Genomic DNA, 13,327 nt, shown 5'->3' on the forward strand with positions numbered 1-13,327 from the left:
TTAGATGACCACCAGCTCGCCTTCGAGGGCTCCCGCCTCGTCGAGGGCTTGCAGGATGGCCATGACATCGTCCGGGGTCGCCCCCAGGGAATTCACTGCCTTGACGATCACCTCCAGGGAGGTGCCATCGGGCCAGACAAACATGTTGTTGCGCTCCCGGTCAACCTGAACCTGAGAGTTGGGCGTGGTGGTGGTCCGGCCGTTGGAGAAGGCATTGGGCTGACTGACTGTCTGGCTCTCGCCTATGGTCACCGTCAGGCTGCCGTGGCTGACCGCGGCCTTGCGTACCTTGACCCCCTGCCCCATCACCACTGTGCCGGTGCGGCTGTTGAAGACCACCCTGGGTCGCTCCTTGCCCATGTCCACCTGGATGTCCTGCAGCAGGGCCATGAAGGAGATGCGCTGGCTCTCGTCGCGGGGCGCCGCAATCTGGATGCGTCCGGCGCTGACCGCCTTGGCCACGGGGCCGAGCTGACGGTTGATCTCCCGCTCCACGTTGCGGGCCGTCTTGAAATTCGGCTGATGCAGGTTGAGGGTGACCTCGGGCTTGTCCGAGAAGTTGCTGGCCGCCTCCCGCTCTATGATGGCCCCGTTGGGAATGATGCCCGCCGTCGGCACATTGATGGTGACGGACGAGCCGGACTGGCCCTCCGCCTTGACCCCGGCCACCACCAGGTTGCCCTGGGCAACCGCATAGACCTCGCCGTCGATACCGCGCATGGGCGTCAGCAACAGGGAGCCGCCCCGCAGGCTCTTGGCATCGCCGATGGAGGTCACAGTCACGTCCACCAGCTGCCCCTTGCCCGCCAGGGCAGGCAGGGTCGCCTGCACCGAGACCGCGGCCACGTTCTTGAGCTTGGGGTCGATGTCATCGGGCAGTTGCACGCCAAACTGCTTGAGCATGTTGGTCATGGACTGGCCGGTAAACTTGACCTGGCTGCGATCCCCGGTGCCGGAGAGGCCGACCACCAGGCCATAACCCACCAGCTGGTTGGTTCTCATCCCCTGCACGTCGGCGATGTCCAGCAGGGCCCGTTTGGCGGGTGCGGCCGCCCCTGCCACCCCAGACAGGGAGAGGCAGAGCAAGGCGATATACCATCTGTTCATCGAAATCCTCACAAGGGGGCGAAGGCGGAGCTGAAGAAGCGCGACAGCCAGCCCATCTGGTTGCTGTCGGCGAGGGCACCGCGACCCGCGTAGGTGATGCGGGCGTCGGCGATGCGCTGGGAAGAGATGCGGTTGCTCTGATCGATGTCCTCGACCCGCACCATGCCCCCCAGACGGATGTACTCATCCCCCTGGTTGAGGCGGATCCACTTCTCCCCCCGGATCCCCAGCACCCCGTTGGGCATCACCTCGGCCACGGTGACAGTGATGGCCCCCGCCAGGGTGTTCTGCTGGCTGGAGGTGGCACCGCCATCGAAGTCCCGATCCGCCGTGACGGAGGCGCCCCAGTCGGGCCGCGACACGCCGCCGATGGAGGGAGCCGGCACATTGAGGCTGCTGTTCTTGTTCATGCTGGTGTTGGCTTTCTTGCTGGACTGGGTCCGCTCTTCCAGCATCACGGTCAGGATGTCGCCGATGCGATAGGCGCGGCGATCCTGAAACAGGGTCATCATGTAGTCGCCACGGTAGAGGCTGCCATCCTCCCCCACCCCTGACTTCGTCATCTGGGAGCGGGAGGGCGCCCACTTCTCGTCACCGGGCTCGGGAGCCTGCAGTTCATAGGTGGAGCAGCCCCCCAGCAACAGGCTGAACACGACACAACGCCACATCGCCCTCATCATCACAACGCCTGGGTCACGAACTTGAGCATCTGATCCGCGGAGGAGACCACCTTGGCATTCATCTCGTAGGCGCGTTGGGTGGTGATCATGTCCACCATCTCCTCCACCACGTTGACGTTGGAGCTCTCCAGGGTGAACTGCTTGATGGCCCCCATGGCCTCTTCCCCCGGCACCCCTTCGATGGCTTCACCGGAGGCGCCGGTCGCACGATAGAGGTTGCCCCCCAGGGCTTCCAGACCGGCCGGGTTGGAGAAGTTGGTCAGGGTGATGCGTCCCAGCTCGACGTTCTCCTGCTGGCCCGGCAGGGTGGCACTCACAGTGCCATCGGTGCCGATGGCTATCTTGGTGGCGTTGTCCGGGATCTGGATCTGCGGCAGCATGGGCAGGCCGTCTGAGTTGACCAGCAAGCCTTCCGCGTTGCGGTGCCACTGACCATTGCGGGTATAGGCCGTCTCGCCATCCGGGCGCTCGACCCCGAAGAAGCCGGCACCGACCACCGCCATATCCAGCTCCTGATTGGTGTTCTGGAACTGACCCGGGGTAAACACCTTCTGGGTGCCGACCACCCGCACACCGTTACCCATCTGGATGCCGATGGGGGACAGGTTCTGCTGATCCTGCTGGGCCCCGGGCTGGCGCTGCACCTGATAGAAGAGGTCTTCGAACGCCACCCGATCGCGCTTGAAACCGACCGTGTTGACGTTGGCCAGGTTGTTGGAAATGCTGGCCATCTTGGCATCTTGTGCCGACAGACCCGTTTTACTCACCCAAAGCGCTGCATGCATCTTCGTCTCTCCACCGATTCATTCGGGAGCGCTCACGCGCCCCATCAACTCTTGTTCACGGTCGCCCAGGGCCACCGTCTTCAATGCCGTCAGCCCTGGCCCGAGATCAGCCGGGCGCCCTGCCTGGCCTGATCGTCCGCCGTCTTCATCAACTTGACCTGCAACTCGAAGTTGCGGGTCAGGGACATGCTGCTGATAAGCTCATCCACCGCGTTCACGTTCGCCCCCTCGAGGAAGCCCGAGGCCAGCACCACCTGTTCGCTTATCTCCGCATCCCCGCCCTGACGCTGACGGAACAGACCATCCGGCCCCTTGACCAGATCGGCCGGATCCGGATTGACCAGCTTGAGGCGACCCACGTCCAGCCGGGCGCCACCGCCGGGCGGAGTGATGCTGAGGGAGCCGTCCTTGCCAAAGCTCAGATCCCGATAGGCAGGCAGCACCATCTCGCCACCGTCCCCGAGCACGGGGCGGCCGTTGAGGGTCAAGAGCCCCTCCCCGTCCACCTCCAGGTTGCCGGCACGGGTGTAGGCCTCCTTGCCATCGGCGGTCTGCACAGTGATGAAGCCTTCACCTCGTACCGCCACATCCAGCTTGCGGCCGGTCTGCATCAGGGCGCCCGCCCGAAAGTCGGTCCCCGCCTGCTCCTCCCGGGCCATCACCCGGCTCTGATAGCCGTCGCCGGCCAGGGCATAGGCGGAGGCCCGCTCGAAGTCGGCCCGAAAACCGGCGGTGTTGACGTTGGCCAGGTTGTTGGCCCGGATTTGCTGGGCCATCAGGGTATGTTGCGCCCCCGACATGGCGGTATAGATAAGCTTTTCCACGCATCACGCCTTAGAAGGAGTTGAAGAGAACCTGGGTCATCTTGTCAGCCGAGCTGATGGTCTTGGCGTTGGCCTGATAGTTGCGCTGGGAGGTCATCAGGCTCACCAGTTCACCCGTCAGATCGACGTTGGATGCCTCATAGGCCCCCGCCGTCAGACCGCCCAGGGTCCCGGTGCCCGGCGCGCCCAGCACCGGCTGGCCCGAGCTGAACGACTGCTGCCAGGTGGTGTTGTTGGTCTGCAGCAGGCCGTTGGGGTTGGTGAAGTTCGCCATCACCACCTGGCCCTGGAGCAGGCTCTGGCCGTTGGTGAAGGTGGCGTAGACACCGCCGTCCGCATCCACCCGCACCCCGGTCAGATCCCCGGAGGTATAGCCGTTGGACTGGTTGCGGGTGGCGTTGAAGTCGGAGGCATACTGGCTGACCTTGGCCAGATCGGCCGTGAGGCTGATGGGCTCGGCGCCGGCGGGGGCCAGGTTCAGCACAGGGGCCGTGGTCGGTGTCTTCAGGGTGCCGTTGGTGTTGAACTCCATGGCCACCGGGGTACCGGTCTTGGCGCCGTTGAAGGCGTAATTGACCTGCCAGCTGTTGTCACCCGTCTTCACGAAATACTGGGTGACGGTGTGCTCGACCCCGAGGGAGTCATAGACCTTGCTGGACTGGGAGTAGCTGAAGCTGTCGGACTTGGCGGGATCGAAGGGATGCACGGCCTGATCGATGACACTGGCATCCGCCTTGAGGTTGGCCACGAACTCCAGGCTGTCGGACGGCTTGGCGGGCAGGCTGCCGGTCTTGACCTGGATGTCCCCCACCACGCCAGACTGCAACTCACCGGCTTCGTTGGTGGTGTAGCCCTGTAGGCGGGTGCCGCTGGCGGTGGTCAGATAGTTGCTGGCATCCCGCTGGAACATGCCGGCCCGGGTGTAGGAGGTCTGGCCGTTGCCATCCTTGAGCACGAAGAAGCCGTTGCCGGAGATCGCCAGGTCCAGCCCGCGCCCGGTCCGGGTCACGTCGCCGTTGCGATCGAAGTTCTGGGAGACGTTGTTCATCTCCACGCCACCGGCCTGGCCGCCGCCGTAGATGGCGGCAAACTCGGCACGGCTGGACTTGAAGCCGGCGGTGCTGGCGTTGGCCACGTTGTTGCTGATGACACTCAATTCCTGGTTGACGGCGCGCAGGCCGCTCAGTCCGATACTAAAAGACACAGTTTCGCTCCTATCTGATTACGCCGACTTGCCGAACTGGACGGCGCTGAACAGGGGAACATCCCCCACGCCCGCCACTTGCAACATGATCTCGCCCGTGCCCGGCAGGTTGACCCGTTCAACCTCGCTGGCCACGTAATTCTTGGTAGTGGTGGCAACCCCGGCGAGGGAGGCCTTCACCTCGAAGCTGTATTCACCGGCGGGCAGGGTCGGCAGCGCATAATCCAGCGCCCCCGCCTTGCTCTCGCCCCAGCCCTTGGTCGCGACCAGGGTGCCGTGCTTGTCGTACACCTTCAGCTCGACCGTATCGGCCGCACCGGCCAGCTCCACCTGACCGCGGATGGCGCCCTCTTTCTGCTGCTCCAGGGTCTGGCTCGGCACCATCACTTCCTGGCCGACCAGGCCAGTGCTCTGCAGCACCTGCTGGGTATCCATCATGTTGATGGACTTCTGTTGCAACACCTTGAGCCCTTCCACCCCCTCCACCATGCTGAACTGCGCCAGCTGGGTGACGTACTGGGCCCCGTCCAGCGGGTTGGTCGGATCCTGGTTCTGGATCTGGGCCACCATCATCTGCAGGAATTCGTTGCGCAGCTGCACGCCCTGACCGGCAGTCGTGTTGTTGCTGGCGATATCGGGCGTCGCCGAGTACTGGCTGGCACTGCGGGCGGTATCCAGACCGCTGACCTGTGGCAGGCTCATTTATGCCCCCTGGCCGAGACGCAGCAGCCCTTGCTGCATGCTGTTGATGCGGTTGATCACCTCGACCGAGGTCTCGAATCCCCGGGAGGCGCTCATCATGTCCGCCATCTCCTCCACCGCATTGACGTTGGAGTAGTAAACGAAGCCGTCCCCATCGGCCAGGGGGTTGGTCGGCTCGAGGCGCTTCTCCACCTGGCGATCCGACTGCACTATGCCGGCGATCTGTACCTGGGCGGCGCCGAGCCCCTCGGCATCCTGTACCCGTTGGTAGAGGGTGGAGAAGACCGGCTTGATGGCTCTGAACGCGGCATCTTCGCTGCCGGCTGCGCTGTCGACGTTGGCGAGGTTGGAGGCGACGGTGTCGAGGCGGACGGTTTGCGCCCGCATGGCACTGCCGGCGATGTCATAGATGCGATTGAACGACATGATTAACGGCCCTCGATCGCCTTGGCGATCCCGGTGATTTTCATATTCAAGAAGGTGAGGCTGGTCTGAAAGTCGGTGGCGTTGCTGGCAAACTTGCTCTGCTCCACGCTGAGTTCGGCGGTGTTGCCGTCCATGGAGACCTGGTAGGGAATGCGATAGAGAGGATGCTGCATGTCGGTCTCGCCCTGGCTGATGGCACTTCCCTGCTCGCCCGCCGCGACCTGCCGGGCGACGCGACCGAGGATCGACTTGTAGTCGACATCCCGCGCCAGATAGCCTGGGGTATCCACATTGGCCAAGTTCCCTGCCAGAATACGGGCTCTGTCCGCCCGCACATCGAGGGCATAGGGGTGCACGCCAAGCGCGCTGTCAAATGAGATACTCATGCTTCATCCTTCTTGTGAACCAGTCAGACCAGTGCATCCTTTATCAAGACTCATGCCAATCGTGAAAACCCGTTATTTCCGCTGGTCGGGGCATAGACTGCGGCCAGGGGCGCTGGCAAAAGGGGAAGCGTTGTTTCCCACATGGAAGCGGGGTGGCCTGCTCGCCCTGCTGATCCTCCTGGCGCTACCCCTGCGGGCAGAGCCCGAACCGCTGGCGCAACGGCTGAGCGACGGGCTCAAGGAAGATGCGACGCTGGCCCTGCGCGACTATCTGCAGCAACAGGGCTGGCCGGATACCCGGGCCGACTACCAGGTCTGGCTCTCCCCCGCCGTGGCCCATCTTCCCCCCTGCCAGCAGGCGGTGCGGTACCAGGCGGGCGGGCAATATCGCCAACCCTGGGGGCGGCGCCCCTATCTGGTGGAGTGCACCGAGCCGGCCTGGCAGCTCAGGGCCCGGGTGGAGGTCACCCTGATGCTGCCGGTCTGGGTGACGGCGCAGGAGATCCAGAAAGGACAGACCATAGGGCCGGGGGATCTGCTCGAGAAGTCCCTCGACGTCAGCCGGTTGCAGCGGGGTTTCGTCCCAAGCAATGAGTCCCTGGTGGGCAGCAAGAGCACCCGCCATCTCAGAATGGGCCAGCTGATAGGGGAACTTGACTTGCAGCTGGCCTGGGCCGTCCGGGCGGGGGAAGGGGTATTGATCAGGGCGGGCCAGCAGGGCTTTTCCGCCACCACCCGTGGCACTGCGCTGACCAATGCCGCCATTGGCGAGGGGGTCAGGGTCAGAAACCTCAGCTCGGGCAAGGAGATCCAGGCCTGGGTGATCGATAAGGGGGAAGTCGAAACCCGTTTTTAGCCAGAAGGAGGAGTTTGATTCAAGTTCGGCTGCCTACGGGTCGCCTGTCACAGATAGACCATCAGGAATTGACGTTATGAAAATCACACGCACCGACCCTATCTATGTTCAACCCCAGCAGCAGCGCAAGCCGGAGTCGGCGGCCACGGCGCAGCCACGGGCCGGCCAGGGGGATGCCCTGATCAGCAGCACGGCCCAGAGCATCAATCAGGCAAGGTCCCAGCTGGCATCCACTTCCGACGTGGACATGGAGAAGGTGAACCAGATCCGCCAGGCCATCAGCGAGGGCCGGCTCGAGCTCGACATGGATGCCCTGAGCCAGGCCATCCTGGACATGCACCGCCGATGAGCATGGCCCCCAAGCTGAGGGTCAAGGAGCTGATCATCGGCATCCAGCAGGACTGCGGCCGCTACGCCGATCTGCAGCAGTTGCTGCTCAACCAGCACTCTCTGCTGGCCAGCCACGATGTCGACGGGTTGACCGGGCACAACCGGCAGCAGACCCGGCTGATGGCCGACATCCAGCAACAGGCCCAGCAACGCTGTCAGCACCTGCTGGCGCTCGGGCTCAAACCCGACGAGCAGGGCATGGCGACGCTCATCACCAGGCTGCCCTCCCCGCTGCAACAGCGCGTCGGCGAGCAATGGCAGCGCCTCGAGTGGCTGTTGCAGCAGTGCCAGCGACAGAACGAACTCAACGGACGCCTGCTGGCCGGCCAGATCGAAACGATCAACACCCTGCTGGGCCAGGAGTCATCCTATGGCAGGCAGGAACGCTTCCCCGACTGAATCGTCAGCGCCCCTGCAGGGTGCGATGACGCAGGCTGGCGAGCTCGTCCAGTTGCCGCTGCTCCCCTGACTCCTGCCGCTGGCGCGCCGCCAGATCCCGCTTGTCCAGCAACAGCTCCAGCCCCTTGACCCGGCCAAACTGCTTTAGCAGTTGTCCCTCGTGGCGCGCCAGATCCAGGCTGGCCAAGGCGGACTGCTGCACCTGGTGATCCAGCAGGTGGCGCAGTTGCCCCTGCATCTGCTGCTTGTTCTGCCACAGCAGGGGATGGAAGCTGGCCGAGCCCGGTTGCAGGGTCGCTATTACCTCCTGCAATTTGAGAGCCCGCCGCTCCTCACGCAGCGCCACCTCCCGCAACCGCTGCCGCTCCTTGCCCATGGTATCCAGGGCATCCTGTTGCAACCCGAGATAGGATTTCAGCATGGGACGTCCTTAGGCTCTGCCAAGCACTTGCTTGAGGCCGCTCACCACCTGGGTGATGGGGGTCTCTTCATGGATGCCCTGCTGCAGGAAGCTGGCGATGGCGGGATAGCGCTGCACGGCTTCGTCCATCTGGGGATCGGCGCCGGGCTGATAGCCGCCAAGGGGCAGCAGCTCGCGCACCTGCTGATAGCGCCCCCACAGCTGGCGCAGGTTCACCGCCAGCCCCTGCCACTCCTGGGGCACCACCTGCGGCATCACCCGGCTCACCGAGGCGCCGATGTCGATGGCGGGGTAGTGCCCCTCCTCCGCCAGCCGCCGCGTCAGCACTATGTGTCCATCGAGAATGGCTCTGGCGGCATCCACCACGGGATCCTGCTGATCATCCCCCTCCGCCAGCACTGTGTAGAAGGCGCTCAGGCTGCCGTCGGTACGGGTGCCGTTGCCCGCCCGCTCCACCAGCTGGGTCAGCATGCTGAACACAGAGGGCGGATAGCCACGGGTGGCGGGGGGCTCTCCGATCGCCAGGGCTATCTCCCGCTGGGCCTGGGCGTAGCGGGTCAGGGAGTCCATCAGCAGCAGCACGTCCTGGCCCTGCTCACGGAAATACTCGGCGATGCGGTGGCACAGCTGGGCGGCTCGCAGGCGCATCAGGGGGGATTGGTCCGCCGGGGCCGCGATCACCACGGCGCGGGCCAGCCCCTCTGTTCCCAGGCTGTGTTCGATGAACTCCCGCACCTCACGGCCCCGCTCGCCGATGAGCCCCACCACCACTATCTGGGCGCTGGTATTGCGGGTCATCATGCCAAGCAGCATGCTCTTGCCCACCCCCGAGCCGGCAAACAGCCCCAGTCGCTGGCCCTTGCCGACCGTCAGCAGGCCGTTGATGGCGCGGATGCCCACATCCAGGGGTTCGCGCACCGGGGTGCGCAGCAGGGGGTTGGGGGGGGAAGAGAACAGGGGAACCCGCTCACCTTCCTCTGACAGCGGACGCCCGTCCAGGGGATGCAGCAGACCGTCCAGCACCCGGCCGAGCAGGTGCTCGCCGACCACTATGGTCTCCTCCCCGTCGATGGGCAGCACCCGGGCACCGGCATAGAGGCCGCTCATGGGTTGCAGGGGCATCAGATAGGATATGTCGCGGTTGAAGCCGACCACCTCGGCCAGCAGGGCGTCACCCGTTGCCGTTTCCACCCGGCAGCGCTGTCCCATCACCAGTTGGCAGCCCACCACTTCCAGGGTCAGCCCGGTGACGCGCACCAGGCGGCCATAACGACGAAAGCCCGGGATCTCGTCCAGGCTGTCCAGCGCCGAGGTCAGCGCCTGCTGCAATGCCTCATGCATCCCGAGGCAGTTCCAGGGTCTGGTTGAGCTGCTCGATGCAACGACCGAGCCGCTCCCCCGTGTTGATCTCTATCACCGCAGCCCGGGTCTCGATCCGGGCGTCACCGACCCCCAGGGCCCCATCCACCTGCAGCGGCCACTTCTCGCAGCGGGTCACCCCCTGCTCGGCCAGGCGCTGTCTGTCCCCCTCATTGAGGTAGATCACCAGATCTTCCGACTCGCTCGGCAGGGTCGCCATGGCCTGTTCGACCTGCTGGAGCACCTGTTGCGGGTTGAGGGTGAACTCGGCCTGGATCACCCGCTTGGCCACCTGGGCGACCAGCTGGGCGATCAACGCCTTCTGCTCCAGCATCCGGGCCCGGGTCAGGGACTCCCACTGCAGTTGCAGCTTGGCAAAGGGGACCATGGCCTGATCGAAGGAGGCACGTCCCTCGGCCAGCCCCTGGGCCAGGCCGCGCACCTGTCCCTGTTGCAGGCCCTTGGCCTCCCCCTCAATCAGGCCGCTGGTCAGCCCCTGCTGGTAGCCGGCCTGATACCCTTCGGCCTGCCCCTGCTCCAGCCCCTGCTGATAGCCGTATTCGAACTCTTCCTGCTGGCTCCTGGCCTCTTCCCCGCTCTGTCCCAGTGCCGGGAAACGGTAGAGACGGGTGGCACCGGCCGCCAGTTTGCGAACATGCTGACTCATGCCTGTCTCCTGTTAGCTGACGGTGGCTTCTTCGAACAGCTGGAACTCGATCTCGCCCTGCTCCACCAGTTCCCGCACCAGTTGCATCACCTCTTCCCTGGCCTGCTCCACCTTGCGCAGGGAGACGCTGCCCTGATCCTGGATCTGGGCTTCCAGTGCCTGCGCCATCCGCTTCGGCATGGCACCCAGCACCACCTTGCGGAAACCGGCGTCGGTATTCTTCAGCGCCAGCGCCAGCAGCTCCGCTGGCAGCTCCTGCACCAGACGCTGCAGGGTGTCGTCGCTCTGGCGACGCAGGGCCATGAAGTCGAACATGTTCTTCTCGATCTCGAGGGCCATGTCGCCGTCGTGTTCCCGCAACAGAGAGAGCATCTGCTCCTTGTCGCCCTGATAGCGATTGAGGATGTCGGCCACCTGGCGCACCCCGTTCACCTTGGCGCCGGACTGGTCGGCCACATAGGCGAGACAGCGATCCAGGGTCAGCCTCAGCTCGGCCAGCACATGCTCGCTGACCGAGCTGAGGCTGGCGACCCGCACCAGCAGATCGTCATGGACCGACCCCGGCAGGGCATCGAGTACCGCCGAGGCGGTCTGGGGCGGCAGGAAGGCGAGCAGCACCGCCTGCATCTGGGGGTGTTCGTTGCGAAAGAAGCGGGCCAAGACATCCGCGGGCACCCATTGCAGGCGCTGAATGTCCTGGCTCATCGCATCCCCGTAGAGACTGTCGAGCAGGCTGCGGGAGAGGCGCTGACCCAGCGCCAGATCCAGGGTCTGCTCCAGGTACTCACGAGACGCGCTGCCGATGCCGCTCTGCTCGCGATACTGGTTGAAGAACTGCTGCAGGGTCCACTTTGCCTCTATCGAGCTCACGCCGGAGAGGCCCGCCATCTTGGAGATGAGGCGCTGCACCTCGTCCCGCGACAGCTTCTGCATGACCTTGGCGGCCGCCTCTGTGCCCATGCTCAGCAGCAGGATGGCGGCCTTCTCGAGGTTGTCGATATCGATGTCGACCGCGCTCTGGTTCAGATTACCGTTGTTCATTGCCACTCACCCATTGTCTGACCACTTCCGCCACCCGGGCAGTGTCTTTATCCACCAGCAGTTGCAGGTGCTTGAGCTGTACCTCCAGCTCGGAGCCAGGCTCCGGCAGCGCCTCCAGATCCAGCGAGGAGAACTGGGGCTCCAGCTTGTATTCCGCCTGCTGCAGATTCTTGCCAACCGCGGTGCCGTCAGCCTCGTCATCCCCGTCACGGCGCATGGAGAGGCCTATGGTCGGTTCCTGCTCTTCATCCTGCTCCTGTTCCGGCTCGGCATCCGGATATTGCTGGGTGCGCACCAGGTGCTTCACCAGGGGGCGAATGCCGAAGAACACCAGGGTCAGCCCCAGCAGACCACCCACCAGGTAGCGCAGGGAGTCTTGCCAGTAAGGGGTCTCCAGCCAGCTCGACTCAGGTGGCGTCACCGGCACGGCGCCGGTGAAGTCGAACACCTGCAGGCTGATCTGATCGCCACGCACGCCGTCAAAGCCGACGGAGCGCTCCACCATCTGGCGGATCTGCTCCAGCTGCTCGGCGCTCCAGCCCCCCTTGGGGCTGCTCTGCTGATTGAGCAGTATGGAGACGTTCATCCGCTCCAGCCGTCCCTGCTGATAGCGGGTATGCACTATGGTGCGGCTGTTCTCGTACTGCTTGCTGACCTCCTGCCGTTCGGTGCGGGTGTCGTTCTTGGCAGGCTCCGGCGCCGCCGCATTCCCCTCGGCAGCCGCTTCTGTCTGGGGCGCCGTCTCGGGAGGACGGTTGGACAGGGCCCCCGGAATGCCGAGCGCCAGGGCATCTATGGTCTTGTCGGACTTGTTGGATTCCTTGGTCACCACACCGTTGGGATCCAGCTGCTGCTGGGTCTCTTCCACCGCGTTGAAGTTGACGTCAGCGGCGATCTGGACCCGGAAGTTGCCGGTGCCCAGCATGGGATGGAGCATGTCGCTGGCACGCTGGCGGATGTACTGCTCCAGCTTGCGCACGTATTCCATCTGCTGGACGCTCTGCTTGCCGAATCCCGCCTTGTCGCCAAGCTCGGCACTCAGCAATTGGCCCGCCTGATCCACTATGGTCACGGCTCCGGGCTTCATGCCCGAGATGCTGCCTGCCACCAGGTTGGCGATGGCCTCGACCTGACCCGGCTCCATGGACTGGCCGGGTTGCAGATCCAGCATCACGGAGGCGCTGGGTTTCTCTTCGTCACGGCCGACAAACAGAGTTCGCTTGGGGATGGCCAGATGCACCCGGGCACTGCGCACCGCATCCAGCGAGATGATGGTTCTGGCCAGCTCCCCTTCCAGGGCATGGCGGTAACGCGCCCCTTCCATGAACTCGCTGGTGCCAAGACCGGTGACTGTGTCCAGCCCCTCGAGGCCGGCCGGCATGGCCGCCCTGACCCCGCGCGCCGCCAGCGCCATGCGCACGTGGGCGAGCTGGCTCTCCGGCACCAGGATCTGGCCCGAGCTTTTCTCCAGCCGGAAGGGCACTTGCTCCTTCTCCAGCATCTCCATGATGTTGGCGGTGTCGTAGAGCTCCTGCTTGCCGTAGAGGGGCACATAGTTCTTGCTGGAGGTCCAGAGGATCACCACTATGGTGCCCGCCACTATGGCGGCAAGCAGCGCTATGGTCAGAATGGATTTGTTGTCCCGGGACAGGGTGCGCCAGTTGCGCATCCCTTCCTGTACCCGGGCGATCAGGGAGCCCGACGCCCCCGGCGAGGATGATACCAATTCAGTCATGACCTACCCTCAGAGCGGCATGCGCATGATGTCATCGAAGCCTGTCATCAGTTTGTTGCGCACCTGCATCAGGGCGGAAAAACTGAGACCTGCCTTCTGGCTGGCCACCATGGCCCCCACCAGATCGTCGCTCTGACCCGCGTCGACGGCGGTCATCAGTCTGGACGCGACATTCTGCTGTTCGTTGACCCGGCCGACGACGTCACGCATGGCGTCGCTGAACGAGACAACAGAGGCGTCGTTAGGCTCGATGGAAGGGGTGTGACTGGCGACGCGCTGCATTTCCTGCATCTGCTGCAGGAGCGTCACCTGTGATGACATGATCTCAATCTTCACTCGGTTATC

At 64.4% G+C, this 13,327-nt stretch carries 17 protein-coding genes; 3 read left to right on the forward strand and 14 right to left on the reverse strand.

The genetic code is table 11. The features are described 5' to 3' along the window. From fgIL to lfgB, 8 genes are all read right to left on the reverse strand, one after another. A complete protein-coding gene (fgIL, locus tag AC3WR3_RS14990; RefSeq protein WP_139438950.1) occupies nucleotides 1-1,107 on the reverse strand; it encodes a lateral flagellar basal body P-ring FlgIL in 1,107 nt (368 codons plus the stop codon). A gap of 8 nt (nucleotides 1,108-1,115) precedes the next feature. Further along, complete coding sequence (flgH, locus tag AC3WR3_RS14995; protein ID WP_025328484.1) at nucleotides 1,116-1,787, reverse strand: flagellar basal body L-ring protein FlgH; 672 nt, start codon at nucleotides 1,785-1,787, stop codon at nucleotides 1,116-1,118. After that, nucleotides 1,787-2,572, reverse strand: a complete 786-nt coding sequence (gene lfgG / locus AC3WR3_RS15000; protein ID WP_025328485.1) for a lateral flagellar basal-body rod protein LfgG — start codon at nucleotides 2,570-2,572, stop codon at nucleotides 1,787-1,789. The genes flgH and lfgG overlap by 1 nt, the downstream gene beginning before the upstream one ends. Before the next feature lie 89 nt (nucleotides 2,573-2,661). Continuing rightward, nucleotides 2,662-3,396: a lateral flagellar basal-body rod protein LfgF gene (lfgF, locus tag AC3WR3_RS15005; RefSeq protein WP_025328486.1), complete on the reverse strand. Its 735-nt coding sequence runs from the start codon at nucleotides 3,394-3,396 to the stop codon at nucleotides 2,662-2,664. A gap of 10 nt (nucleotides 3,397-3,406) precedes the next feature. Further along, a complete protein-coding gene (gene flgEL / locus AC3WR3_RS15010; protein WP_319914002.1) occupies nucleotides 3,407-4,600 on the reverse strand; it encodes a lateral flagellar hook protein FlgEL in 1,194 nt (397 codons plus the stop codon). An 18-nt stretch (nucleotides 4,601-4,618) separates the two neighbouring features. Continuing rightward, entirely contained in the window at nucleotides 4,619-5,302 is a 684-nt protein-coding gene (locus AC3WR3_RS15015) for a flagellar hook assembly protein FlgD (RefSeq protein ID WP_139438943.1), read from the reverse strand. Further along, nucleotides 5,303-5,728, reverse strand: a complete 426-nt coding sequence (gene flgCL, locus AC3WR3_RS15020) for a lateral flagellar basal body rod protein FlgCL (protein WP_025328489.1) — start codon at nucleotides 5,726-5,728, stop codon at nucleotides 5,303-5,305. It abuts the gene before it with no gap. Between the two features lie 2 nt (nucleotides 5,729-5,730). After that, the gene (gene lfgB, locus AC3WR3_RS15025) at nucleotides 5,731-6,114 is read right to left on the reverse strand and encodes a lateral flagellar basal body rod protein LfgB (RefSeq protein ID WP_025328490.1); all 384 of its coding nucleotides are present in this window, start codon (nucleotides 6,112-6,114) and stop codon (nucleotides 5,731-5,733) included. A gap of 130 nt (nucleotides 6,115-6,244) precedes the next feature. Here lfgB and lfgA point away from each other — a divergent pair, with 130 nt between their 5' ends. The 3 genes from lfgA to lfgN all read left to right on the forward strand — a co-directional run bounded on the left by lfgA (nucleotide 6,245) and on the right by lfgN (nucleotide 7,759). Further along, complete coding sequence (gene lfgA, locus AC3WR3_RS15030; RefSeq protein ID WP_492292222.1) at nucleotides 6,245-6,970, forward strand: lateral flagellar basal body P-ring formation protein LfgA; 726 nt, start codon at nucleotides 6,245-6,247, stop codon at nucleotides 6,968-6,970. Between the two features lie 76 nt (nucleotides 6,971-7,046). Further along, nucleotides 7,047-7,319 carry a flagellar biosynthesis anti-sigma factor FlgM gene (gene flgM / locus AC3WR3_RS15035; protein ID WP_025328492.1) on the forward strand — a complete coding sequence of 91 codons (273 nt, stop codon included), beginning with the start codon at nucleotides 7,047-7,049 and terminating at the stop codon, nucleotides 7,317-7,319. Next, nucleotides 7,316-7,759 carry a lateral flagellar protein LfgN gene (gene lfgN / locus AC3WR3_RS15040; RefSeq protein ID WP_139438939.1) on the forward strand — a complete coding sequence of 148 codons (444 nt, stop codon included), beginning with the start codon at nucleotides 7,316-7,318 and terminating at the stop codon, nucleotides 7,757-7,759. The genes flgM and lfgN overlap by 4 nt, the downstream gene beginning before the upstream one ends. A gap of 4 nt (nucleotides 7,760-7,763) precedes the next feature. On the opposite strand, the gene lfiJ is transcribed toward lfgN, so the two are convergent. The 6 genes from lfiJ to lfiE are packed head-to-tail and all read right to left on the reverse strand — an operon-like array spanning nucleotide 7,764 to nucleotide 13,318. After that, on the reverse strand, nucleotides 7,764-8,180 hold the full coding sequence (gene lfiJ / locus AC3WR3_RS15045; RefSeq protein ID WP_247625392.1) for a flagellar export protein FliJ: 417 nt from the start codon (nucleotides 8,178-8,180) through the stop codon (nucleotides 7,764-7,766). A gap of 9 nt (nucleotides 8,181-8,189) precedes the next feature. After that, complete coding sequence (lfiI, locus tag AC3WR3_RS15050) at nucleotides 8,190-9,521, reverse strand: flagellar protein export ATPase FliI (protein WP_247625391.1); 1,332 nt, start codon at nucleotides 9,519-9,521, stop codon at nucleotides 8,190-8,192. Next, nucleotides 9,514-10,206, reverse strand: coding sequence for a lateral flagellar assembly protein FliH (gene lfiH, locus AC3WR3_RS15055; RefSeq protein ID WP_139438859.1), 693 nt, complete (start codon nucleotides 10,204-10,206; stop codon nucleotides 9,514-9,516). Before lfiH ends, lfiI begins: the two co-directional genes overlap by 8 nt. Nucleotides 10,207-10,218: 12 nt before the next feature. Continuing rightward, nucleotides 10,219-11,247: a lateral flagellar motor switch protein FliGL gene (gene fliGL / locus AC3WR3_RS15060; protein WP_139438861.1), complete on the reverse strand. Its 1,029-nt coding sequence runs from the start codon at nucleotides 11,245-11,247 to the stop codon at nucleotides 10,219-10,221. After that, nucleotides 11,234-12,973, reverse strand: coding sequence for a lateral flagellar M-ring protein FliFL (gene fliFL / locus AC3WR3_RS15065; RefSeq protein WP_404838560.1), 1,740 nt, complete (start codon nucleotides 12,971-12,973; stop codon nucleotides 11,234-11,236). Before fliFL ends, fliGL begins: the two co-directional genes overlap by 14 nt. 18 nt (nucleotides 12,974-12,991) lie before the next feature. Further along, the gene (gene lfiE, locus AC3WR3_RS15070) at nucleotides 12,992-13,318 is read right to left on the reverse strand and encodes a lateral flagellar hook-basal body complex protein LfiE (protein WP_492292223.1); all 327 of its coding nucleotides are present in this window, start codon (nucleotides 13,316-13,318) and stop codon (nucleotides 12,992-12,994) included. Between the last annotated feature and the right edge of the window lie 9 nt (nucleotides 13,319-13,327).

It is taken from the genome of Aeromonas sp. EU05-FHT14A05, from assembly GCF_058791175.1.